Origin of the sequence: Paractinoplanes atraurantiacus, assembly GCF_900215205.1 — a bacterium.
Taxonomy (GTDB): Bacteria; Actinomycetota; Actinomycetes; order Mycobacteriales; family Micromonosporaceae; genus Actinoplanes; species Actinoplanes atraurantiacus.
In genome coordinates this window covers 12,254-34,528 of the sequence record NZ_OBDY01000023.1, presented here as the reverse complement: position 1 = coordinate 34,528, position 22,275 = coordinate 12,254, and the positions used below count along the sequence as shown (strand labels likewise).

Genomic DNA, 22,275 nt, shown 5'->3' with positions numbered 1-22,275 from the left:
CTCGACGGGAAAAGCCCGCCGGGTTCCTCAACCCGGCGGGCTCACCAGCCGATCCTTGCGGCCATGGACCAGTACATCAGCGACGCCTACGACGTCACGAGCCAGCTCTTCGGGCCCGAATCGGGCATTCCGTGGTGGGCCTGGGTCGTCGTCGCCGCCGCGATCTTCTGGAAGATCGCCGTCCGCGAGCCCAAGACCGCCGACGAGCAAGCCCACGAACGGGACGAAGTCATGCTGAACAGCATGTTCGCCGGCGACAAGGGCAAAAAGGGCAAGAAGAAGAAGTCATGACGCCGGTGGCCGAAATCGGGCCACCTGCCCGCCGAACGCCACGATGATGTCCCCGCCGCCGACCACGACCAGGCCGCGAGCCGAGCTCGGCAGGCGAAGGGCCGGGACCAGCTCGCCGCCCCATGCGGTCCGCCACTTGTTCCACGGCTCCGCATAGCTCCCACAGACCAGACGATCACCGTCCATGGCGGCGATGAACTCGCCGTCGGGATGCGGCAGGCGCACCGCTTCGGTCAGGTCGTCCAACCAGAAGAGCGATCTCGAGCACGCCCCGATTGATCACGACCAGCACCTGCTCCCCGCGGAGCATGGCCAGGTCGATGTCCTTCACCTGCGGTCGATTCATGTCGATGGCCGGCCGGATCTCCTTCCCCGCTACGAGATCCCACCTCTGCAACCAGCGATGCGACTTGTGCAGGGAACCGGCGCCGGTCGCCGCCCGCACACCCGTCCCGTCACTCCACGCCACCAGCGCGACGATGTGCGCGATGTCCGGGATCCCGGTGAACGTCGGCGGAGCGATCAGGGAACCGTCACCGACCCGCCGCGCCTCGAGCGACCCGCCACGGCCGGCCGAGACCACCACGCCCGAGCCGGCCAGACCGAGGCGGACGATCCGGTCGTCACTTTCGCAGGTCGCCCAGACCGTCCGCCACCGGCGCGTCATCCCCTCGCCCCGGCCGTCTTCCGCATCCACAGATCGCTCACGCCTCGTCCTTCCACGCCGGCGGCTCGAACCGGGCCACCTCGAGACCGAACCCCGCGATGACGTCGCGCCCGTCGACCACCACGAGGCTGCGAGCCCGCTTCGGCAGACGCAGAGCCGGGGCCAGTTCGCGGCCCGACTCCAGGTCGACGAGCGACACCGTGCGGTCGGCCCGGGCGATGTAGACCGCCGGCCAGGCGGCGACGGCCACCGCCGTGATCACCTCGCCGGTGACCGGGGGGCCGAGGCGGCGGCCGGAGAGGTCGCCGGCCCAGGTGGTCTGCCACGCGTTCCACGGCTCCGCGTAACTACCGCAGACCAGGCGGTCGCCCTCCATGGCGGCGATGAACTCTCCCTCGGCATGCGGCAGGCGCACCGCCTCCGTCAGATCCTCCAACCAGAACAACTGCGGATGTTCGGCGTGCGACGAGGTGACCGCGACCGGGCCGCGACCGGTCGAGCCGATCACGACACGGGACGTCGACCGGTGCTTGGTCACCTCGTCGATGACCGACCCGTCATCGGTCCGCCGGATCCCGAGCACTCCCTGGCTGACCACGACCAGCACCTGTTCACCGTGGACGATGGCCGGGTCGACGTGTTTCACCCCCATCACGTTCATGTCGATCGCCGGTGGGATCTCCTTCCTCGCGACGAGATCCCACCGTTGCAGCCACCGGTGCGACACATGCCGGGAACCGGCCCCTGTCGCCACCCGCACACTTTCGCCGTGCCGCCAGGCCGCCAGCGCCAGGATGCCCGTGATGCCGGTATAGGTGGGCGCGGCGACCGGGGAACCATCGCCGGCCCACCGCGCCTCGATCGCGCCGCCGTGGTCGGCCGAGACCACCACGTCAGGGCCGGCCATGCCGAGGCGGACGATCCGTTCGTCGCTTTCGCCGGTCGCCCAGACCGTCCGCCATCGGCTCGTCATCTCATCCCTTACCAGTCATCGTCGTCGCCGTCGTCGCATATCGTCGCGCCCTTGTACTTCTGATCGCCGCCGTAGCCGGCCGACCCGAACGCGCGCGTCGTGAGGTCTTGCAGCATGTCACCGCCATACTCCTGCGGCCTGTAGTGGCCGGAGTGACGGCCCCACCACAAGATCTTTCCGTCTTTGACCTCGAAGCTGCCCGCCATCAGGACACCGTTGGGCTTGTCGTCGCTGTCATGGCCGGCGACGGTCGTGTGACCCGCCCAGTCGTCGCCGTCCTGCCACGTGTTGAGGATGCTGTCCTTCACCGACCTGACCTCGTCGTTCGGCATGATCACGAAGGTGTGGCAACCGTCCGCCAGTGGCCCTCGCCCGTCGTTGCTCCGCCGGAGGGCTGCTTGGTCCCGCGCCGGGAGGTTGTGGAAACGAGCCTGATCGGTGTCGTCGGGTTTACCGCGGAGCGGGAAGTCGGGATGCCGTTCGTTCTTCCAGATGACCTCTTCCTGGCAGTCGCTGTTGTGGACCAGGACCGAGGCGGTCCCGGCGGCCACGTAGAACGTGTGCAGGTCGGCGACGGTGAGGTTGTGGACCCGGGTGTCGGCGTCATGGTGCCGCACCGCGGTGACCTGTACGTAGGTGCCGGCGCTGGTGCGCAGCCACTGCTGAGGCGCCAGCCGTTCGGCGTCGACCCACTCCGCCAGGGCCGGAACCCAGAACGGATGGTTGTGGGTGGCGGTGATCGTGGCGCCGCCGATGGTGATGTCGACGAGCTTCTTGGCGCCGTCGCCGACGATGGTGGCCGTCACCGGCTTGGCGACGGTGACACCGGTGATCGGATCGGTGGCCCGGACGAGGTCGCCGACCGCCACCTTCTCAATGGCCCGGGTGGTGCCGTCCGCGAGCAGCACCGGGGTGCCGGGCAGGAAACTGTTCTTGCGGGCACGGGCGTCGCACTCGTCGTCCCGGTCCTTTTTCTTCTTCCTGCTGCGGGCGAGGTCGCGTATCTTGTCCCGCCGCTTCTTCGCGTCCTTGACCTTGTCGAAGAACTTGATCAGCTTGGGGATGAGCTTGACGATCTTGTAGCCGGCCCGGATCGCCTTGATGCCGCCGAGCAGGCCGGCCAGGCTCCACAGGCAGGCCTCGACGTTGCCGTCCCGGAAGCAGGAGATCAGGTCGCCGACACCGGACAGCTCCAGGAACAGATCCCAGGCCTCGGCCTTGATGAAGTCCAGGACACTCATCCCGGCTTCCTGCTCGGCCTGCCGCAGCTGCGCCAGTTCGTCCGGGGTCAGATATTGCAGCAGGTCGGCCTCGGTGGCATCCGGCGGGATGTCGGCCGCCGCGTTGGCGATCTCCAATGCGGCGCGCTGCCGTTCGGCTTCCTCGGCCCGGTCGGCCGCCTTCTGCGCGTCGACGGAGTGCTGCAACGCGTTGGCCGCAGCCGTGGAGGCGCTGTCGGCCGCCTGTTGGGCGTTGGTGGCCGCCGTCCGCGCGGCGGCGGCGTCGGCCTCGGCCTGATCGGCGGCGCGGCGGGCGGCGGCCGCGTCGGCCTCGGCGCTGTTGGCGGCCTGGTTGGCCTGGTTGGCCGCCTCCTGCGCCTGCTGCGCGCTGCGCCCGGCGATCGCCGCGTCGTTGGCGGCCTCGTTGGCCGCCTGCCGTGCCGCGGCGGCGTCGGCGCGGGCTTGAGCGTCGGCCCGCCCGGCGCTGGCGGCCGCGGTCCGGGCCGCCGCACCGTCGGCGGCGGCCTGAGCCGCCGACCGCCGGGCCTGAGCCGCGGACTCGGCGGCGTCGGCCGCCGATCGCGCCGCGGCCGCGGCCGACAAATACGCGGGCTTGACCTGGTCGGCGGCGTCGCGGGCGGCCTCGTCGGCCAGTCTGGCCGCCTCGAGCGCCTCAGCGGCCCGCTGTTGCGCCGCGTCCGCCTGCTCGTCGCCGATGACCAGAGCTTGCGCGGCGACCTGGGCGACGAAGTCGGCGTCGATGTCGGCGCCGGTGAACGGACTGACCATGCCGATCGCGGTGTTCGCGGGCTGGGCGATCCCGGCCGCCGAGCTCGCCGCCGCCGTGGCGGCCCGCACCGCGGACTCGGCCTGCTCGCTTGCCGCCACCGCCTCGCGGGCGGCTCCCTCGGCCTCGGACTTCGTCCGGTCGGCGGCCCACAGCGAGCGCACCGACTCCTCGGCGGCCTGACCGGCCAGCCGCTGGGCGGAGGTCGCCGCCTCCGCGGCCTTGGCCTGCTGCGCGGTCGCCACGGCGGCCTGCGCGTCGGCCTTCACCCGGGCCGAGTGCGTGGCCTTGGCGCTCCACTCGGCCTTGTCGGCCGCGGAGTCGGCGGCGGCCGCCGCCGCGCGCGACTTCTCGGCCGCCGCCCGGGACCGGTTGGCGGCGTCCTGCGCCTGGGTGCTTGCGGCGCGGGCGTTGGCGGCGGCACCCGTGGCGGTGTTCGCGTGTGCACGGGCCGACCGCGCCGCCGAGCTCGCTATGCCCGCCTGCCGGTCGGCCTCGTCGGCCTCGGCCTGAGCTTCCTGACGCTCGGCTTCCGTCTCGGCCGACGCCGCGGCGGCGCGCATCGCCTGGGCCCTCGCCTTGGCGGTCTGCTCGGCCCGCTCGGCGGCCATGGCGTTGTCGCGCGCTTGCCGCGCGATGCCTTCCTGGTTCCACGCCCGCGACTCGGCCGCGCGGGCGGCCGACTCGGACGACTCGGCCTGCGACCGGGCCTGGTCCGCTATGGCGGCCTCGGCGTCGGCGGCGGCCCGGGCGTTACGCGCGATGGCCGCCTGCTGCTCGGCTTCCGCCCGATGGCGTTCCGCGTTGGCGCGCTCGGTCTCGGCGGTCTGGCGGTGGTCCTTCGCCTCCGCCGCCTTCGCCTGGGCGATCTCCTTCTGCTGGCGGGTCTTCTCGGCCTCGGCCCAGGCCTTGGCCTCGGCCGCCTGCGCCTGCTCCTTGGCCGTCTTCGTGCGGGCCGCGGCGGTCTTGGCCGCGGCGGCCTGCTTCGCGGCGGCGGCGGCCAGCTTGGCCGCGGCCGCCGCGTGGTCGGCCGCGTGCGCGCGCCACTCCACGGCCAGCCGGGCGTGCGCCTCGGCCTGTGCCTGGGCGCCCTGCGCGTTGTTGGTGGCGATGGTGGCGTCGACCGCGTGACCGGCGGTCGTGGTCGCGCCGACCGCGGCGGTCGCGGCCTCGCTCGCTCCCTGGGCGATCGCCGTCCACTCGAGGCCGTAGGTCAGGCCCGTCTCCTCGAGGACCTCGGCCGCGTTGCGGGAGGACGTGGCGGCGGCCTGCGCCTGCTGCGCCGCCTGCTGTGCGGTGCCCAGCTCGGTGGCGATCAGTTGCTTGTCGATGGCCAGATCGCCGGCCTTGCTCGCGACCGTGCCCGAGCCGGCGAGCACCCGCTGGCTGTGCCGGGCCGCGTTGGCCGCGCCGGCCATCGCGTTGGCCGCGCGCTGCAGGGCGTGCACGCTGTTGCCGTGCGCGACCATCATCTGGGTCCGCGCCTCGGACGCCCGCTTGGCCTTCTGGGCCAGGTCGGACAGCTCCTCGGCGGCCTTGTTCCGCGCCTCCAGATCGGCCAGGTAGCGTTCCCGCGCCTCGGCGTCGGCCTTGGCGGCCGCGGCATATCCGGTGGCGAAGTACGCGGCCACCGCCGCGTCGTTGCCGGCCAATGCCTGCTCGGCCGCCAACTTCACCTGCGAGCCCGCCGGGGCGGCGCCGGCGAAGACCCGCAACCGCTCACGCAGCTGGGCGGCACGCTCGCGGGCGTCGCCCGCGACCTTCTCGTCACGGGACCGGGCGATGTCGGCCCCGTAGGCCAGGAACGCCTTGCGGTCGCTGTCGGTGCCGGCCAGCACCCGCTGGACCTCGGCGTTGAAGTAGCCGCCGGGCACGCCGGTGCCGACCATGGTCTTCACCTTGGCCAGGCGGTCGGCCGCCTCCTTGCGCTTGCGGTCCTTCACCTGCTGCTCGATGACCGGCATCTGGGTCAGCGCCCAGTTCCGGATCTTGGCGGCGTCACCGGTGGCCAGGATGGCCAGCGCGGCGTCGCGGATCTCCGGCTCCTCGGTGAGCTTGGCCAGATCGGTGACCGCCGTGACCCAGCGCTCGTTGGAGGTCACCACGCCGGTGGTGCCGTTCCACGGCTCGGTCACCAGGTCGGGGATCGGGATCGAGGGTGGATCCTCCTGCTGCTGCGCCGGCGCCGGCGCGGCCAGTGCGGGCGGCGCGTGCACGCCACTGCCGAGCACGATCAGGGCCAGCAGCAATACCAGCCACGTACGAATCGAGTTCTTCATCGGGCACCCGCCTGCATGTCAAGCTCGCCGGCCAGCGCCATCTCGTAGAGGGCCGTCCAGTACGCGGCCTGCTTGGCCGCGTTGGCCTGCTCGGTGGTCCACTGCTGGCCGTTGGCCTGCGCGCTGAGCGCGATGGAGTCCCAGTTCGGGTTGTCCGCGGCCGCGGCGGCGGCCAGCGCCACCTCCTGCCAGTTGGCCGCCTGCTGCTCGGCCACGACGACGGCCGTGTCCCACGTGGACTTCGCCGGAGCGGCCTGCTCACCCAGCGCGTGCCAGGCCCGGGCGGCGGCCGCGCGGGCCTGCTCGCGGGCCTCGTCCGCCGCCTCTTCCGCGGCCTTCTGCGCGGCCAGCGCGTCGGCCAGCAGGGTCTTCACCTTGGCCCGCCAGACCATGTCGCTGTTGGTGCACTGGACCTTCTGGTTCTGCAGGTCGACCGCGGCGGCGGCGGCCCAGTCGTACGCGTAGAACTCGACCAGGTCGGCGTCGGTGGCCCCGACCCGCAGGGCGTAGCCCGCCGCGGCCCGGACCTGGGCGCCCGGGTCGTAGTCGCGCAGGTGGGCGACGAAGAGCCGGTCGGTCTCGAGCAGCGCGGCGACCTGCTCGCCGGCGGCCTCGCGGGCCACCCGGTCACGTTCCTTGGCCGCGGCGTATCCGGTCTTGGCGAAGGCGTCCAGGGCGGAGGTGCCGCTGTTCAGCGCGTACTGCGCGGCCGCGTGCACCTCGGGCGAGTACTCCGCCGTGTGCGTGGCCAGGATCCGGCGCGCGAAGTCGGCGTTGCGCGCGGCGAGCTGCTGGGAGCGGGTGACCGCGTACGCCAGGCCCGAGTTGAGGAAACGCTCGATGGCGGCGGGCACATTGCTGGCCACCAGCGCGTTCCAGGCGGCCGTGCGCACGAGCGAGCGAGGGTCGTAGCTCGCGAGGTAGCGCACGTAGATGCGGTCCTCTTCGAACTGATCGAAAGTCGTGGTCGTGACGGCACTGAAGGCGGGACCGGCCGCCCGTGCCGGAGCGGAGACACCGGAGACCAGGGCCGGCGCCAATATGAGCGCAGCCGCCATTATCGCTGCGGACCGAGTCCGCATACGCGTATTCAATTGCACCATCCCCCGTTGAAATTACGGTTCCGGCACCCCGAGCAAATAGATAAGGCCATAATGCTCAGAGATCGACGTGTACCGAATCCGCCAGGTTTCTAGCATGCCTCCAGCGATCGCCGCCACCCCGTTCCGAAGGTGATCATGTCATCGACGTCGATGCCTGAAAAAGTGCAGTCAGACCTTGACGATCGTGTATTCGTATCGCTACGGTTCGTCAACCCGCGCCAGGTCGCGGGGGATATCCGGTGGCACCCTAGGCGGGCCGCCGCGTGCCCGGCCGCGTGAATGGCGTGGGCACATCTGGCACTACAACGGGGATTGAATTGAATACAGCCATGAGGCATCCACGTGTCCTACGTGGACTGCTCACCGTGACCGTGACCGCCACCCTGACGACACTTCTCGCCGGGCCGGCCCTCGCCGCCCCCGCACCGACGCCTGTGACGCCCTCCTCGGCCGCTCCGAAACCGGCCGCCGGCGCGAAGACCAAGGCGCCCGCCTCGATCAAAGCGGCCGACGCGGCGCCGATGACCGCGAAGGCGGCCGAGGCGCTCGCCGTCGACGACGGCCTGCCGACCAGCGAAGAGGAGAAGGTCCGGGCCGCCAACGAGATCGGCGTCGAGGCCGACAGCGAGTGGCTCAGCCAGACCGACCGCAACTTCGTCTTCAAGATCTGGCAGAACTCGGAGAACTACGCGCTGATCCGGGTGGCCGCCGAGCTCGCTCTGGGCGCCGACAACGCCACCGTCGAGGATGTCTGCAAGGAGTTCATCCTCAAGGGCATCTTCGACGCCAAGCTGGCCGACGACGCCAAGAAGATCAGCGATGAGGCCGCCGCCCGCGAGGCCCGCGACCTCAAGCGGGCCGCCTACGCCGCGGCCGGCGTGGCCCTCGACACCACCGGCCGCATGCTGACGCTCTCCGAGCGCGACGTGGTCATCGAGATTTGGACGAAGGCCGCGGGCGCCCGGGTCAAGGCGGCCGCCGTGGCCGTCATCAACGGCACCGCCGCCCAGCAGCACGAGTTCCTCGCCACCGGCGTCATGGCCGCGGCCGAGCAGGACGTCCAGGACGCCATCAAGGCGGCCGAGGACGCCGGCGCCGCCGAGCAGGCCCGGCTGGCCCGCGAGGGCTCGATGAAGGCGGCCGCGGCCATCCTCGGCATCGTCGCCGACCCGGGCAAGCTCGCCATGACCGACGACAACTTCGTCCGCTGGATCTGGGAGCTGGTCGACACCGACGAGAACCGGATCGAGATCCGGGCCGCCGCCGAGCGGGCCCTGCGCAGCAGCGACGCGGCCGTGTGGCGCGCGTTCATCGACACCGGCATGCGCGAGGCCGACCGGCGTGACCTGGTCCGTGAGCTGGCCGAGCGCGAGGCCGCCGACCGGGCCGCCGTGCAGAGCATCCGGACCAAGGCTCAGGCCGACGGCAACGACAACATCGTCACCGCCGCCACCCAGGCGCTCTGGGGCGACGCCCTGTTCGTGTCCGACTTCATCCGCGTCGGGCAGTACCGGGTGGCGCCGGACGCCGCCAACCGGCCCAGCGCCAAGCAGTGGCAGTGGAGCAACGGCAACTCCGGCCTGTGCCTGGCCGCCGACGCCGAGAGCGTCACCGACGGCAAGCAGCTGGTGCAGACCACCTGCTCCTACGACAACGAGAAGTACCGCTGGATCGGCATGCGCGTCTACAACACCGGCGGCCAGTACCGGATCATCAACGCCTGGGACCGCAGCAAGTGCGTGAGCCTGGCCGACAAGACCGGTGGTGGCGGCGCCAACGGCGTCAACTTCGTGATCCGCAAGTGTGACGGCGGCGCCGACCAGTTCTTCTACTACACCAAGCAGGGCGACAACTACGTCTGGACCAACGAGCTGACCAACAAGGCGATCACCGTCCTGAACGCCAGCAAGGTCGCCGGCGCCGCCACGATCACGTACGACGTGAACAACGGCACCAACCAGCAGTGGGCCCCGGTCAACACCAAGCTGGTGACCGGCGCCGAGCTGTCCGAGGCCAAGTTCCTGCACTCGACCTTCGGGCACACGCTGCGCCTGCAGAGCGACGGCAACGTCGTGGTCTCGAAGGGCCCGCGGGCGGTGTGGGCGACCAACACCACCACCGGCACCCGCTTCGTCAACCAGCGCGACGGCAACCTGGTGCTCTACACGGCGGCCGGCGCGGCCATCTGGTCGTCCAAGACGTACGGCCAGGGTCCGAGCACGCTGAAGCTGCAGAACGACGGCAACCTGGTCCTCTACCGCAACGACACCGGCGCGGCGATCTGGTCGACCGACCTCTGGGACCGGGCGATCACCAGCGTCCTGAACAACAAGTGTGTGACGGCGCCTTCCTTCACCCAGGGCGTGCAGCTGGAGATGCGGCCCTGCAACGGCGGCAACACTCAGAAGTTCATGTTCAAGGACAGCTTCATCAGCTTCGGCGGCATGTGCATCGACGTCGACCACAGCGGCACGGCCAACGGCACGAAGGTGCAGATGTGGGGCTGCAACAACGGTGTCGCCCAGAAATGGCTCTTCTACAGCGACGGCACCATTCGTAATCCGAATTCCGGAAAGTGCCTCGACATTCCGAACAGCAACACGGCCGACGGTGTGAAACTCGACATCTGGACGTGTGGAACCGGCAACAACCACAAGTGGAAGTAGTTTGACCTGAGCCGGCCGTCGCGCAAATGAAGCGCGGCGGCCGGCTTGATTTCAGGAAGTGTGCGGGGGCGGTTCGGCCGCCCCCGTCATGATCGCGACGGCCTCCGACATCGAGTGCGACTTCGGAGTGATCACCGTGGCCCGGCGGCCCAGCCGCTGAATGTGGATGCGGTCGGCCACCTCGAAGACGTGCGGCATGTTGTGGCTGATCAGGATCACCGGCAGTCCCCGGTCCCGCACGTCGCGGATCAGTTGCAGCACCCGGTTGCCCTCCTTGACGCCGAGGGCGGCGGTCGGCTCGTCGAGGATCACGACCTTGCTGCCGAAGGCGGCCGAGCGGGCCACCGCCACCGCCTGCCGCTGACCGCCGGAGAGCGACTCGACGGCCTGGCCGATGTTCTGCAACGTGGCCACGCCCAGCTCCGACATGTGCCTTTTCGCCTCCGACCGCATGTGCTTGCGGTCGAGCATGCGGAACACCGAGCCGAGCGGCCCGGGCCGCCGCTCCTCGCGGCCGAGGAAGAGGTTGTCGGCGATGTCCAGGCCGGGCGCGACCGCGAGGGTCTGATAGACGGTCTCGATGCCGGCCGTCCGCGCGTCCATCGGCGTACGGAAATTGACCCGTTTCCCGTCGAGGAAGATCTGCCCCTCGTCCGGCACGAGCGCGCCGGACAGCGCCTTGATCAGGCTCGACTTGCCGGCGCCGTTGTCGCCGATCACCGCGAGGATCTCGCCGGGATAGAGCTCGAGGTCGCTTCCGTTGATCGCGACGACCCGCCCGTACCGCTTGACCAGGCCCTTCGCCTGAAGAACAGGGGTGTCGGTCATGTCTTCACCTTCCTGATCCACTGGTCGAGGGAGACCGCCACCAGCACGAGCAGGCCGATCGCGAAGCCCTGCCAGACCACCTCGACGCCGCCGAGCTGGAGACCGTTGCGGAACACGCCGACGATGAGGGCGCCGATCAGCGTGCCGATCACGCTGCCGCGCCCGCCGAACAGGCTGGTGCCGCCGAGCACGACCGCGGTGATCGAGTCGAGGTTGTACTCGACGCCGACGTTGGGGCTGGCCGAGGCGAGCCGGCCGATCAGGATCCAGCCGCCGATCGCGTACAGCAGGCCGGCGACCGTGTAGACCGAGAACAGCACCCGGCCCGTCTGGATGCCGGCGAGCCGCGCCGCTTCCGCGTCGTCGCCCGTCGCGTACACATGCTTGCCCCAGGCCGTCCGGGAGAGCGCATAGAAGAAGTACGCGAACAGCAGGAGCATGATGATCGACCCGTACGTCAGCCGGAAGTTCCCGATCGGAATCGAGTTGCCGGTCCACGTCATGAGCGATGGCATGTCGGTGCCGCGCACCGTCTCGCTGTTGCTGACCACCGCGTTGAGCGAGAAGAAGATGGTCAGCGTGCCGAGCGTGACGATGAACGGCGGCAGTTTGATCCGGGTGACCAGGAAGCCGTTGATCGCGCCCATCGCGGTGCCGCAGGCGAAACCGAGCAGCAGCGCGATGATGCCGGGCATGCCGGCGTCGACGCAGAAGGTGGCCATCAGGATCGACGAGAAGACCGCGATCGCGCCGGCCGACAGGTCGATGCCCGCGGTCAGGATGATCAGCGTCTGACCCAGCGCCAGCACGGCGATGACCGTGACCTGCTGAAGGACCAGCGACAGGTTGGTCGCCGTGAGGAAGCGGCCGTTGACGATCGAGAAGGCGATGATCGCGACGATCAGCACGGCGAGCGGCCCGAGGACCGGGTTGGCGTGCAGCAGGTGCTGCACGCGCAGGGCGAGCGAGTCGTTCTTGCGTACGTCGAAGTCGGCAGTGGCAGTTGTCGCCATATCAACCCCAGCAGTTCTGCTTGCCCCACGCCGAGTCCTTGGACTCCACGCCGGCCTGCGGGTCGTCGGTGATCAGTTCGGTCCCGGTGTCGTAGAAGTCCTTGCCGGGGGTGGCCTGCGGCTTGGTGCCGTCCTTGGCGTACGCCGCGATGGCGTCCACGCCCATCTGGGCCATCTTGAGCGGGAACTGCATGCTCGTGGCGCCGATGACTCCCTTGGAGACGTTGTCCACGCCGGGGCAGCCACCGTCGATCGAGACGATGACGGTGTCCTTGTCGCGCCCGGCCGACTTCAGCGCCTGATACGCGCCGGCCGCCGCGGGCTCGTTGATCGTGTAGACCAGGTTGATCGAGGGATCCTTCTGGAGCAGGTTCTCCATGGCCGTCCGGCCACCGTCCTCGGCGCCGTCGGTGACGTCGTGCCCGGCGATACGCGGGTCGTTCTCGTCGCCGATCCGGTTGGGATCCTTGATGTCGATGCCGAAGCCGTCGAGGAAGCCCTGGTCACGCTTGACGTCGACGGAGACCTGGTTGGCGTTGAGATCCAGCATGGCGATCTTCGCCTGCTTGCCGTCCTTCGCGAACCTCTCCTTGGCCCACTGCCCGATCAGCTTGCCGGCCTGGTAGTTGTCCGTGGCGAAGGTGGCGTCGGCCGCGTTCGGCGGGTCGACCGGGGTGTCCAGGGCGATCACCAGCATGTCCTGCTCGTGCGCCTTGTCGATCGACGGCACGATCGCCTTGGAGTCGTTCGGGGTGATCAGAAACCCGATGGCACCGTAGGACATCAGGTTTTCGATGGCCTGCACCTGGGCCTCGTTGTCGCCGTCCTGTTTGCCGGCGAAGCTCTGCAGCTCGAGGTTCTGCTCCTCGGCCGCCGCCTCGGCGCCCTTCTTCATCTGCACGAAGAACGGATTCGTGTCGGTTTTGGTGATCAGCCCGACGACATCCTCGCCGGACCCTCTGTTGCACGCGGCCGTAGGCACGAGCATCAACGTCATCACGCAGCCTGCGGCTACCATCCTTCGTCTGCGAGACATGCCTCCTCCACCGATTTAGCTGTTGCTTCCGCAGTAGACGCCGAGGTTGACTACATGTCAACGATGCGTTGCGTACAGTGATCGACATCGACGGAGGTCCATATGACCGGGACCATCGGCGTCTTCCTCGACGACGTCTCGAACCCGTTCTCGGCGGCCCTGCACCGGGCCATCGAGGAGGAAGCCCGGGCCCACAACGCCCACGTCCTCACCGGCAAGCCCCACGACCCGCTCACCAAATCCTTCGACGGCCTGATCCTGGCCTCAGCCGGGCCTTTGCAGACCCGCATGCCGACCGTCGTCGTCGAGGCCACCGCCACCCCCGTCGACTCCGTCGTCTCCACCAACATCTCCGGCGCCGCCACCGCCGTACGCCACCTGATCGCCCAGGGCCACCGCCGCATCGCCTATCTCGGCGACGGCGAAATCCGCCCCGCCTCCCACGACCGCTATCGCGGCTACCTGCGCGCCCTCGGCGGCCGCCCCGGCCCCGTCGTGCACGATCTGCACGATCAGGCCGCCGCCGAACGAGCCGTGGTCACCCTGATGCGCGGCCCCACCCCGCCGACCGCCATCTTCGCCGCCCACAACACCCTGACCATGGGCGCCGTACGAGCCCTGCGCCGTCTGGATCGCCACCGCTCGGTCGCACTGGTCGGCTTCGACGACTTCCCCCTGGCCGACCTCCTCGACCCGGCCATCACGGTCGTCGCCCAAGATCCGGCCCGCATGGGCCGCACTGCGACCGCCGCCCTCTTCGAACGCATCGAAGGCCACTCCGGCCCCCCACGCGAGATCCGCATCCCCACCACCCTCATCCCGCGCGGCTCGGGCGAACTCTGACCCAGCGCTCCGCCTCCCGTGAAGGGGCGACGCCGCCGGGATTCCGCATAGGATTCGGACCGTGGGTTAATGGGGAACCATCGTCGTCGGCCGCTCGCCCCGTCCGCTCGTGGAGCACGACGCAATGCTCGCCTTCGGGTATCGCCACCGATGGCTGCGCCGGCTCGGCGACGACTGGCAGATGGTCGAGACCAACGGCCGTTTCGACGAACCGGACCTGCGCGCTGCGACGACCGCCCTCGTGGAGTCGACCGGTCACCCGGCCCTTGCCGCGCACGTCTCGGACAGCGACTGCCTCGTGATGTGCACCGCCGTCCCCGGCGCCACCGGGCCGCTCACCCACCTGCCTCGCCCCAGCGAGCCGTGCTCGGTCTACGTCCATGCCGGCCCGCGTACCGGGGATGAGATCGTCGCGGAACTCATCGACTGGTCGTCCACTGGAGGTCTGCGACCCGACACGGCCGGCCTGCGCTCCCAGGTGCACGTCGACGAGGAACTCGCCGACGATCTCGTCTTCCGGGCCTACCTGCGGGCCATCGAACGCAAAGAGGATCCGATGCCGGTGGAGCCGTGGGAGGCGCCCGCGCTCGCCCTGGAGGCGGATCTGTGGGCCGCGCTCTACCGGCCGGACGCGGACGTGCCGGCGCTGGTGCGGCGGACCGCGGAGGTGGTGCGCCTGTACGAGGCGTCCCGACCTTCCCGGCCTTCCCGGCACCATGAGTTCTGGGCGCCCTAACCGGGAGTGTGCCGACCGGCGTGCCACATAAGGTGGTGGTTCTGTCTTTTGGTAGTACTGTCAAAATATGAAAGCTGTGCTGACCGGAGCCACCAGGGGCCTGGGCGAGATCGCCGCGCGCGAACTGGCCGCCCGGGGGTACGACCTCGTCCTGATCGTTCGTGACCCGTCGCAAGTCCCGGCGCTGGCCGGCGCCGATGTCGTTGCCGCTGACCTGAGCGACCTCGACCAGGTGCGGGCGGCGGCCCAGACGATCCGGGAGCGCCACCCGGAGATCGACGTTCTGATCAACAACGCCGGGCTGCACGGCTTCGAGGCGCGGACCACGCCGGCCGGCCTGCCCGAGATGGTGACGGTCAACTATCTGGCGCCGTGGCTGCTGACCCGCGAACTGCTCGGCACCTCGCTGAAACGGATCGTCACGGTCGCGTCCGAGGCGTCCCGCCACCACGGAACGTTCACGCTGCCCACGGCCCTGACCGACACGGCATCGTTCACCCGGCGCGGTTCCTCCGCGGTCTACGGACGCACGAAGCTGCTCGACATCATGTTCAGCAACGAGCTCGCCCGGCGCACCACCGCCACGGCCAACGCCCTCGACCCTGGCTTCAACACCACCGGCCTGGGCCGGGAGCTGCCCGGCGCCGCCGTACTGGAAAAGCTCTTGAAGACCCTGCACATCGGCGACCCCCGCCGCGGTGCCGCCGGCATCGTTCGCCTGGCCACCGACCCCGCGCTGGCCACCGTGACCGGCGGATACTTCTCCGCACGAACCGGAAAGCCGATCACACCGGTAGCGCCGGCCGGAGACGCCACCCTGGAACGCCAGTTGTGGGAGACAACCGAGGAGCTCATCGACCGTGTCCGCGCCTGACCACCCCCGGCCCGGTTTGCGCGAGCGCAAGAAGGCCCGGATCCGCGCCGAGATCCGCGCCCAGGCCATGCGCCTGTTCGCCGACCAGGGCTACGCCGCCACCACCACCGAGCAGATCGCGGCCGCCGCCGACGTCTCGCCCAGCACCTTCTTCCGCTTTTTCTCGACCAAGGAACGCCTGGTCCTGGCCGACGACCTAGAAGAGACCATGCTGGCCGCCCTGGCCGAACAGCCGGCCGGCCTGCCTTTGCTGACCGCTTTCCTTCAGGCCGTACGCACGGGCCTGTCCCGCACCGAACGCCAGTCGGAGGCTCAGCGCCGCGCGCTGATCGCCGAGATCCCGTCCCTGCGCCAGGCCCAGTCCGACGAACTGGACCGCGTGATCACCAGGCTGGCCCGTTCCCTTCTGACCCGCACCGGCCGCCCCACCTCCGACTTCGAGTCGCACATCTTCCTGGGCGCCCTCACCGGCACCTTGCACGCCGCCCTTCAGCGCCCCTCCCCCACCGGCGACACCCTCGCCCAGGCCTTGGCCTACCTCGAGTCCGGCTTCCCGCTCGCGTCCCTCCAGTCGGCAGCAGGACCCGGCAAATCGGAAGTCTGATCGTCGGGCGCAGGATCGCGCGGCTGCGGAGAATGGAGACCATCGAGCTATCTTCGCTTTGGGGCCGGCACTCCGGCACGAGTCAACCGTGACCCGCGCCGACTACGCGGCCAGAATCGTCCGTGGGGGCCTGCCCGAGGCGACCACCCGGGACGACGATCGGCGACGCGGACGGTTCTTCGACGACATTCAGCACAAGGGCGAGCTCCGCAAGTTGGTGTGCCTGCTTGCCGCTCGCTCCGCGACCTTGATCGCGGCGGGGTCGCTCGAGTCGTCGCTGGGGCTGAGCCGGCCCACCATCAAGCGCCATCTGCAGGCGCTGGAGGAGATCTTCCTCGTCAAGCGCATCCCGGGATGGTCGCGCAATCTCGGCACCAAGGCGACCGCGGCTCCGAAGATGATTTTCGTCGACTCGGGCATCGCGGCGAACGAGGTCGCGGTCGACGCCCGCGCAGTGTTGCGACCGGGTGCGCCGTTCGGCTCGCTGCTCGAGTCATTCGTTCTGTCCGAGCTGTCCCGGCAGCTCACATGGTCCGAGCAGCACTTCGTTGCCGGGGTCGTTCTCTACACCGGAACCTCGACGCTGCCGTTCGGCGACAAGCTCCGCGCCGTGCCCGTCAGCGCGCTGTGGCAGGTGGCCGCATAACTGGAGACGGCGCCGCGAGAGGCTCGCGGCGCCGTGCTCAGTGGGAGAGGGCGATCAGGGGAAGTTGGTGACTGTCGACGGGGTGACGTTGCTGGCCTGGGCCGGGGCGCCGATGTTGTTGACGACGTGGTCGATCGTGCCGGAGGCCAGGGAGATGGTGAAGATGTTGTGGAACTTCACGCCGCCGTGGGTGGGGGCCTGGAAGCCGTTCGCCGAGTGGACGGCCGGGTTGACGTTGAAGAAGGCGTAGCTGCCCATGGCCCAGGCCTCGTGCGACTGCACGCTGTCGGCGACCTTGTAGGCGGGGTAGCCGAGCACGCCGTCGCCGCGCCACGCGGCGTTGGACGGCGGGTCGTACGGCTGCTCGTTCTGCAGGAAGTACGTGCGGCCGCCGTTGCCGTTCCAGAGCACCTCGGTCTTCTGGTAGTGCTCGACGAACAGGCCGTACGCGGTGACGTTGTTGCCGTTGACGATCAGGCCGCTGTCGGCGGTGTTGATCGTCCAGCCGTACGTGCCGGCGTTGCCGTGGTCGGCGCGCCACGCCCAGATGTGGTCGATGATGACGTTGTTGCTGTTCACCAGCAGGCTGTTGGTGGCCTTGCCGGCGATGTAGCCGCCGATCCGGAAGAAGACGTCCTGGATCGTGGTCGGGTTGGCGGCGTGTGACGCCGACGAGCCGGACGGGCCGACGACCAGCAGGTTCGGCGAGTTGGTGGTGCCGGCGTCGAAGAGGACACCGGCGATCTTCACGCCGTCCACGTCGGCCACCTGCATCGCGGTGACGCCGTTGTCGGGGATGATCGTGGCGTAGCCGAGGCCGAGCACGACCGTGTTGGCGCGGGTCACGTTGATCGTCTGGTCGACGTGGTAGATGCCGGGCTGGAAGATCAGGTTGAGGCCCTGGGCCAGCGCCTGGTTGATCCGGGCCGCGGTGTCGCCGGGCTTGGCCACGTAGAACTGGCTGAGCGGGATCGACGTGCCGGGGGTGTTGCCGTTGACCCAGGTCGCGCCGGCCGCGTTGCTCTGCAGGTTCGGCACGAAGACCGCGTAGTCGGAACCGCTCTGGTAGAGGTACGGCTTCTCGCGGATCACCGGGGTCTGGCCGATGACCGTGTACGGCGGTGTCGGGTAGCTGGCCGCCGGTGCGCCCTGCACGCCGACGAAGGTTTGGTTCCACACCGCGTTGGTGTTCGAGCCGATCTGGCTGTTGCGGGTGAACCACTGCTGCTGCGAGTACTGGCCCTCGGAGCCGCTGATCCGCGAGTCGGCGATGTAGCCGCCGGACGCCCAGCCGTAGCCGTTCGGGGCCAGGTTCAGGTCGCCGTGGATGTCCATGCGGCGGAACGGCGCGGCCTGCGAGACGGCCCAGCGGTTGGCGCCGTTCACCGGGTAGACCGAGACGTTCTCGGTGGAGCGCCAGAAGTTCTGGGTGGCGTTGCCCTGGAACCAGCCGGCGTCGACGGTGATGTCACCGTTGATCCGCACGTCCTGCGGGTTCTGGCCGAGGCCGACCACCGAGGTGTAGAAGCCGACCTGGATGTTCAGGCCGTTGTAGGTGCCCGGCTTGAACGCCAGCACGTAGCGCCCGGTGCCGAACTGCGCCGTCTCCTGCTGCTGGAAGATCTGGTCGGCGCGCGCCTGGATGCTGGCCGACGACATCGACGGGTCGAAGACGACGACGTTCGCGCCGAGGCTGCCGCCGCCGGGGATCGGGTCGGGGTTGGTGGTGCCGCCACCGCCGAAGACCTTGAACTCCCAGAGCGAGTAGCCGTATCCGGTGGTCCGCTGCGTGCCGTACATGCGCACGTAGCGGCCGGTGCCGCTGACGTTCAGCGACTGCACGCCGCCGGCCGAGGTGGTCGTCGAGTAGACGTTGGTCCAGCTGCTGGCGTTGTCCGAGACCTGGATCTGGAACGCCTTGGCCGCCGCCGTCTCCCAGTTCAGCTCGACCCGGGTGATCGCCTGCGAGCTGCCGAGGTCGACCTGCAGCCACTGCGGGTCGGAGAAGGCCGACGACCAGCGGGTGCCGGTGTTGCCGTCGACCGCCTCGGACGCGGCGTAGGCGCCGGCCGCCTCGGTCGAGGACGCGGTCGCCGGCTTGCCCTGCGAGAGCAGGGTCTCGGCGGCGCTGGCGCCGACCGCGGTCACGGTGCCGTAGCCGGCCACGACGACGGCCACCAGGCCGCCGGCGGCGGCGAGGCGCCAGGGGGAGCGTCTCCGCACATTGATCATTACTTCTCCTAGGACGGGGATGGCGCAAGGGGGACTGCTTGCGCTTGGCAGGGAAGTACGGGGAGAGCGCTCCCCCGGCATCGACGCTAAGGACGCTCATTAACAGTTGTCCATAGCTCGTCACGGTTCCGGAACTGTTGCGGACTTGCGGTTGTCACACCGATTTGCCCCGGCCACCTGCCCCTTCGGGCATCCGTCCAGCTCAATGCCCCGACGGTGATCGCCCGTCCCTCGGCCGGAGGCCGAATAACGGAGACTCCGGAACCGGTTCCGCCACGCTGCGGGAAAAGCGGCAATTCCGCCGATCATGGTTCGGAAAGCGCTTCCCGTGGGATAACCGTTTCCATGCGACTGATCCTGACGAGCGACACTCATCTGCCCAAGCGGGCTCGTGACCTGCCCGCGCCGCTGTGGTCGGCGATCGACGCGGCCGACGTCGTGGTGCATGCGGGCGACTGGGTGGACGAGGCGGCGCTCGACGCCTTCGAGGCACGGTCGAAGCGGTTGATCGCCTGCTACGGGAACAACGACGGGGCGGGGCTGCGAAGCCGGCTTCCGGAGATCGCGTACGCGGATCTGGACGGGGTCCGTATCGCCGTCGTCCACGAGACCGGGCAGGCCCAGGGGCGCGAACAGAGGTGCGCCGCGCGGTTCCCGGACGTCGAGGTGCTCGTCTTCGGGCACTCCCACATTCCTTGGGACACCATTGCCAGTACGGGGTTACGGCTGCTCAACCCGGGTTCGCCGACCGACCGGAGGCGCCAGCCGCACGCCACTTTCATGACCGCGGACGTCGCGGGCGGCCGGCTCACGGCTGTCGAGTTGCATCGGCTGCCCCAGCGATAGCGGCCACCTCCAGGGCCGCGCGTCGCGGATCGCCCGACCAGCGGCTGGCGAAAGCGTCGGTCAGGCGCCAGCCCGCCCGGTGCAGCGCACGCTGCCGGTCGAGGTGGGCGGTGGCACCGTCGGGGTGAGGGCCGCAGAAGACGCCGATGTCGCCGGCGCACAGATCGATGGTCCAGGGGCCGACCCGGTAGCCGGGCCGCACCTCGACGCCCAGCAGCTTCAGCTCGGCGGCGAGCTCGCCCGGCCAGCCGCCGGGGTTCGCGGTTTCGGCCGCGCCCGGGAGCGGCGTGGCCGCGTACGCCAAGAAATCGCTCAAAAGCCCTTCGGTCTTGTCCAGGGTGGTGACCACGATCAGCTTCCGCCGAGCCCTGGTGATCATCACGTTGAACAGATGCGGGTCGGCGACGAAGCGGCGCCGCGCGGGCGGATCGCCGGGCGAGAGGCCGAGCGAGACGATCACGACCTCGGCCTCGCTGCCCTGGAACGCGTGCACCGTGCCGGCCCGCAAACCCAGAGCTTCGATCTGATCCACGGTGTACGCCTCGACGAGCGCCGCCTCGAGCGCCTCGGCCTGCTGGCGGAACGGCGAGATCACCCCGATGCTTCCCGAGTCCCGCTGCTCCTCCACGATCTTCAGGACCGCGCCGACCTCGTCGCCGGAAACTCGGACGATGTCGATGGCGTCGGTGCTCTCGCTCACCGGCGTCCGGGTCATCACGCAGAGCCGGTCGCCGTAGAAACGCCGCGCCGAGAAACCGATCAGATGCGGCGTGCTGCGGTGATGCTCCTCGAGCCAGGTCGTGGGCGCCGCAGCCGCCGCCAGGTCGAAAGCGCTGACCCGCCGGACGTCGAGCCGCTCGTCGGCCCCGTTCCGTTCGAGCACGTCCGCCACTTCGACGTCACTCACAAAGCTCACGAACCGCAGCTGCCGCGGATCACCCACGACAAGCGCCCGCTTGGCCCGCGCCAGCACCGGCGCCGCCCGGACCTGGTCCACATGGGATGCCTCGTCCAGCACCACCAGGTCGAACATCCCCGGCGCGGCCGGCAGCAGATCCTCCACGTCGGCGACGGTCCCGATCCACAACGGCAGCGCCCGCACGAGAGGCGGCGCGTCCAGCTTGGCGAGCAGCTCCCGCCGACGGTTCCGCCCGGCCCGCAACGCCGTGGCCAGCGCCGCCGCCCCACGCCGCCCGTCACGGTCCCAGCGCTTCTCACTACGGGCCGCGTCCCGCATGGCCGCACCGACGGCCTCGGCCAGCGCGGCTTCCGCCGCATGCAGCGCCACCCACCGCGCTTCCAGCTCCGTGCCACCGGTAGCCGCCAGCCGAGCCGCCGCCCGCTGCGAGGTGGCCGCTTTCATTGCTTCGACAATCCGTTCATCCCGTACGCCGGCTCGCGCACCCAACCGCAACCGGGTCCACCAGCGCGAAACCGCCCCCTTGGCCAACCGCCCCGCCACACGGTCGATCTCGGTCGTCACGTCGAAAGCGCCCGGTACCTCGGCGGCCAGCGCCGGCAGAAGCGGCTGCCAATCCGGCAGCTCAGCCGCACTGAGCTCCAACTCCAGCGCGCCGACGATGAGCGCGCGCTGACGGCGTACGGAATCAAGCGCCTCACGAACGGCCGCGACATCCGCGCGAAGCTGCCTTTCGCCGACGCCCTGCCCGGACCCGGCCGCCAGCTCGGCCGCGAGCCGTTCCCGCCCGCCCGCGTCCCCGAACAGCACCGGCACCGGCCCCGGATAGCGCTCCAGCAGATGGGCCAGCACCTCGGCCGCATGCGGCGACTGCGTCGCGACCAGCACCGACCCGCCCCGATGCACCACCTCCAGTGCCGCCGCCACGACGGTGTGGCTCTTGCCGTTCCCCGGCGGTCCCGACACCACGGTGATCGGCGCCGTCCGGGCCCGAGCCACCACTTCGGCTTGCGCCCGGGTCAACGGCAACGGCGACAGAACCGCCTCGTCATCGGCGGCCCCGGGCTCGCTTCGGTCATCGGCGTAGATTGCGGCCAGCGCTGTGCCGGTCACATCGCGGCCCGCCCAGCTGCGCAGACTGTCGGCGAGGCCCGCACCGAAGACGTCCCGCACGACGTAGAGCGCGGCCGACGGAATCAGCACCACCCGATCGCCCGGCGCCCGCCGGCTCGTGCCCAGCGCGTCGACCGTCAGCCCGGTGGCCCGCGCCGCCGACCACAACCACGCCTTGGTGCCGGTGGCCTCCAGCCATCCCGGCTGGGCCACACCGGGCGCCGCCTCCAACGCCGCCGCCAGCTCCCGGTCCGCGATCAGCGGCGTGATCTCCAGGTCGCCGGCCGGCGCGACCGTGTAGCCCACGATGCCGCGCACCAGCTGCACCGGCTGGCTGAGCAGGGGCACCCGGATCTTCGTCAGCTTGCCGTCGATCTCCGTCTTGCCGGCGAGGAACCCCCACCCGACGCGCAGCGGCCGCTCCTCCTTGTGGAGGGCCCCCAGCGCCGCCAGCCGGTTGACCTCAGCCTTGCGGGGCGCCTTGTGTGCCGCGTCCAGCCACACGAACGGCAGCCCACCCCGCGTAACGTCCAGCACGCGATCACCACCGGCCGGCGCCAGCTCGGCCAGGGCAGCAAGAACACGCGACGCCTGCACCG

At 70.1% G+C, this 22,275-nt stretch carries 17 protein-coding genes and 1 pseudogene; 8 read left to right on the top strand and 10 right to left on the bottom strand.

The window, feature by feature from the left end:
* Positions 1–63 precede the first annotated feature (63 nt).
* Positions 64–291, top strand: a complete 228-nt coding sequence (locus CRP55_RS36490) for a hypothetical protein (protein ID WP_097326532.1) — start codon at positions 64–66, stop codon at positions 289–291.
* On the opposite strand, the gene CRP55_RS36485 is transcribed toward CRP55_RS36490, so the two are convergent.
* From CRP55_RS36485 to CRP55_RS36465, 5 genes are read right to left on the bottom strand one after another with little or no spacing between them, the layout of a single operon-like run.
* On the bottom strand, positions 286–477 hold the full coding sequence (locus CRP55_RS36485) for a hypothetical protein (protein ID WP_143235174.1): 192 nt from the start codon (positions 475–477) through the stop codon (positions 286–288). The two genes, CRP55_RS36490 and CRP55_RS36485, sit on opposite strands and share 6 nt — an antisense overlap.
* Entirely contained in the window at positions 467–958 is a 492-nt protein-coding gene (locus tag CRP55_RS36480; RefSeq protein ID WP_097326527.1) for a hypothetical protein, read from the bottom strand. The genes CRP55_RS36485 and CRP55_RS36480 overlap by 11 nt, the downstream gene beginning before the upstream one ends.
* 37 nt (positions 959–995) lie before the next feature.
* Positions 996–1,931, bottom strand: coding sequence for a hypothetical protein (locus tag CRP55_RS36475; RefSeq protein ID WP_097326524.1), 936 nt, complete (start codon positions 1,929–1,931; stop codon positions 996–998).
* Between the two features lie 8 nt (positions 1,932–1,939).
* Positions 1,940–6,217: a polymorphic toxin-type HINT domain-containing protein gene (locus tag CRP55_RS55155; RefSeq protein ID WP_143235172.1), complete on the bottom strand. Its 4,278-nt coding sequence runs from the start codon at positions 6,215–6,217 to the stop codon at positions 1,940–1,942.
* Entirely contained in the window at positions 6,214–7,275 is a 1,062-nt protein-coding gene (locus tag CRP55_RS36465) for a hypothetical protein (RefSeq protein WP_143235171.1), read from the bottom strand. Before CRP55_RS36465 ends, CRP55_RS55155 begins: the two co-directional genes overlap by 4 nt.
* A 374-nt stretch (positions 7,276–7,649) precedes the next feature.
* On the opposite strand from CRP55_RS36465, the gene CRP55_RS36460 reads away from it, so the two are divergent.
* Positions 7,650–9,986: a ricin-type beta-trefoil lectin domain protein gene (locus CRP55_RS36460; protein WP_143235169.1), complete on the top strand. Its 2,337-nt coding sequence runs from the start codon at positions 7,650–7,652 to the stop codon at positions 9,984–9,986.
* 51 nt (positions 9,987–10,037) lie between these two features.
* Here CRP55_RS36460 and CRP55_RS36455 read toward each other — a convergent pair whose 3' ends face one another.
* From CRP55_RS36455 to CRP55_RS36445, 3 genes are read right to left on the bottom strand one after another with little or no spacing between them, the layout of a single operon-like run.
* The gene (locus CRP55_RS36455) at positions 10,038–10,814 is read right to left on the bottom strand and encodes an ATP-binding cassette domain-containing protein (protein WP_097326515.1); all 777 of its coding nucleotides are present in this window, start codon (positions 10,812–10,814) and stop codon (positions 10,038–10,040) included.
* Complete coding sequence (locus CRP55_RS36450) at positions 10,811–11,827, bottom strand: ABC transporter permease (RefSeq protein WP_097326512.1); 1,017 nt, start codon at positions 11,825–11,827, stop codon at positions 10,811–10,813. The genes CRP55_RS36455 and CRP55_RS36450 overlap by 4 nt, the downstream gene beginning before the upstream one ends.
* Position 11,828: 1 nt before the next feature.
* Positions 11,829–12,824, bottom strand: coding sequence for a sugar ABC transporter substrate-binding protein (locus CRP55_RS36445; RefSeq protein ID WP_245923598.1), 996 nt, complete (start codon positions 12,822–12,824; stop codon positions 11,829–11,831).
* 141 nt (positions 12,825–12,965) lie between these two features.
* On the opposite strand from CRP55_RS36445, the gene CRP55_RS36440 reads away from it, so the two are divergent.
* From CRP55_RS36440 to CRP55_RS36420, 5 genes and pseudogenes are all read left to right on the top strand, one after another.
* A complete protein-coding gene (locus tag CRP55_RS36440; protein ID WP_097326507.1) occupies positions 12,966–13,706 on the top strand; it encodes a substrate-binding domain-containing protein in 741 nt (246 codons plus the stop codon).
* 109 nt (positions 13,707–13,815) lie between these two features.
* On the top strand, positions 13,816–14,442 hold the full coding sequence (locus tag CRP55_RS36435; protein WP_143235168.1) for a hypothetical protein: 627 nt from the start codon (positions 13,816–13,818) through the stop codon (positions 14,440–14,442).
* A gap of 67 nt (positions 14,443–14,509) precedes the next feature.
* Positions 14,510–15,316, top strand: coding sequence for an SDR family NAD(P)-dependent oxidoreductase (locus CRP55_RS36430; RefSeq protein ID WP_097326502.1), 807 nt, complete (start codon positions 14,510–14,512; stop codon positions 15,314–15,316).
* Complete coding sequence (locus CRP55_RS52420; RefSeq protein ID WP_179855479.1) at positions 15,303–15,920, top strand: TetR/AcrR family transcriptional regulator; 618 nt, start codon at positions 15,303–15,305, stop codon at positions 15,918–15,920. Before CRP55_RS36430 ends, CRP55_RS52420 begins: the two co-directional genes overlap by 14 nt.
* A gap of 46 nt (positions 15,921–15,966) precedes the next feature.
* Positions 15,967–16,566 (top strand): annotated as a pseudogene (locus CRP55_RS36420) (DUF4143 domain-containing protein); the annotation flags it as partial.
* 54 nt (positions 16,567–16,620) lie between these two features.
* Here the strand turns inward: CRP55_RS36420 and CRP55_RS36415 are convergent.
* Positions 16,621–18,798, bottom strand: coding sequence for a discoidin domain-containing protein (locus CRP55_RS36415; protein ID WP_097326500.1), 2,178 nt, complete (start codon positions 18,796–18,798; stop codon positions 16,621–16,623).
* A 345-nt stretch (positions 18,799–19,143) separates the two neighbouring features.
* Here CRP55_RS36415 and CRP55_RS36410 point away from each other — a divergent pair, with 345 nt between their 5' ends.
* Positions 19,144–19,644: a metallophosphoesterase family protein gene (locus CRP55_RS36410; RefSeq protein ID WP_097326498.1), complete on the top strand. Its 501-nt coding sequence runs from the start codon at positions 19,144–19,146 to the stop codon at positions 19,642–19,644.
* Here CRP55_RS36410 and CRP55_RS36405 read toward each other — a convergent pair.
* Positions 19,607–22,273 carry an AAA domain-containing protein gene (locus CRP55_RS36405; protein WP_097326496.1) on the bottom strand — a complete coding sequence of 889 codons (2,667 nt, stop codon included), beginning with the start codon at positions 22,271–22,273 and terminating at the stop codon, positions 19,607–19,609. The genes CRP55_RS36410 and CRP55_RS36405 overlap by 38 nt on opposite strands.
* Between the last annotated feature and the right edge of the window lie 2 nt (positions 22,274–22,275).

Excerpts from the sequence above, each read along its gene's own strand:
- CRP55_RS36490 (WP_097326532.1), top strand. The coding sequence starts at position 64 with ATGGACCAGTACATCAGCGACGCCTACGACGTCACGAGCCAGCTCTTC.
- CRP55_RS36485 (WP_143235174.1), bottom strand. The coding sequence starts at position 477 with ATGGACGGTGATCGTCTGGTCTGTGGGAGCTATGCGGAGCCGTGGAAC.
- CRP55_RS36480 (WP_097326527.1), bottom strand. The coding sequence starts at position 958 with ATGACGCGCCGGTGGCGGACGGTCTGGGCGACCTGCGAAAGTGACGAC.
- CRP55_RS36475 (WP_097326524.1), bottom strand. The coding sequence starts at position 1,931 with ATGACGAGCCGATGGCGGACGGTCTGGGCGACCGGCGAAAGCGACGAA.
- CRP55_RS55155 (WP_143235172.1), bottom strand. The coding sequence starts at position 6,217 with ATGAAGAACTCGATTCGTACGTGGCTGGTATTGCTGCTGGCCCTGATC.
- CRP55_RS36465 (WP_143235171.1), bottom strand. The coding sequence starts at position 7,275 with ATGGCGGCTGCGCTCATATTGGCGCCGGCCCTGGTCTCCGGTGTCTCC.
- CRP55_RS36460 (WP_143235169.1), top strand. The coding sequence starts at position 7,650 with ATGAGGCATCCACGTGTCCTACGTGGACTGCTCACCGTGACCGTGACC.
- CRP55_RS36455 (WP_097326515.1), bottom strand. The coding sequence starts at position 10,814 with ATGACCGACACCCCTGTTCTTCAGGCGAAGGGCCTGGTCAAGCGGTAC.
- CRP55_RS36450 (WP_097326512.1), bottom strand. The coding sequence starts at position 11,827 with ATGGCGACAACTGCCACTGCCGACTTCGACGTACGCAAGAACGACTCG.
- CRP55_RS36445 (WP_245923598.1), bottom strand. The coding sequence starts at position 12,824 with ATGACGTTGATGCTCGTGCCTACGGCCGCGTGCAACAGAGGGTCCGGC.
- CRP55_RS36440 (WP_097326507.1), top strand. The coding sequence starts at position 12,966 with ATGACCGGGACCATCGGCGTCTTCCTCGACGACGTCTCGAACCCGTTC.
- CRP55_RS36430 (WP_097326502.1), top strand. The coding sequence starts at position 14,510 with ATGAAAGCTGTGCTGACCGGAGCCACCAGGGGCCTGGGCGAGATCGCC.
- CRP55_RS36415 (WP_097326500.1), bottom strand. The coding sequence starts at position 18,798 with ATGATCAATGTGCGGAGACGCTCCCCCTGGCGCCTCGCCGCCGCCGGC.
- CRP55_RS36410 (WP_097326498.1), top strand. The coding sequence starts at position 19,144 with ATGCGACTGATCCTGACGAGCGACACTCATCTGCCCAAGCGGGCTCGT.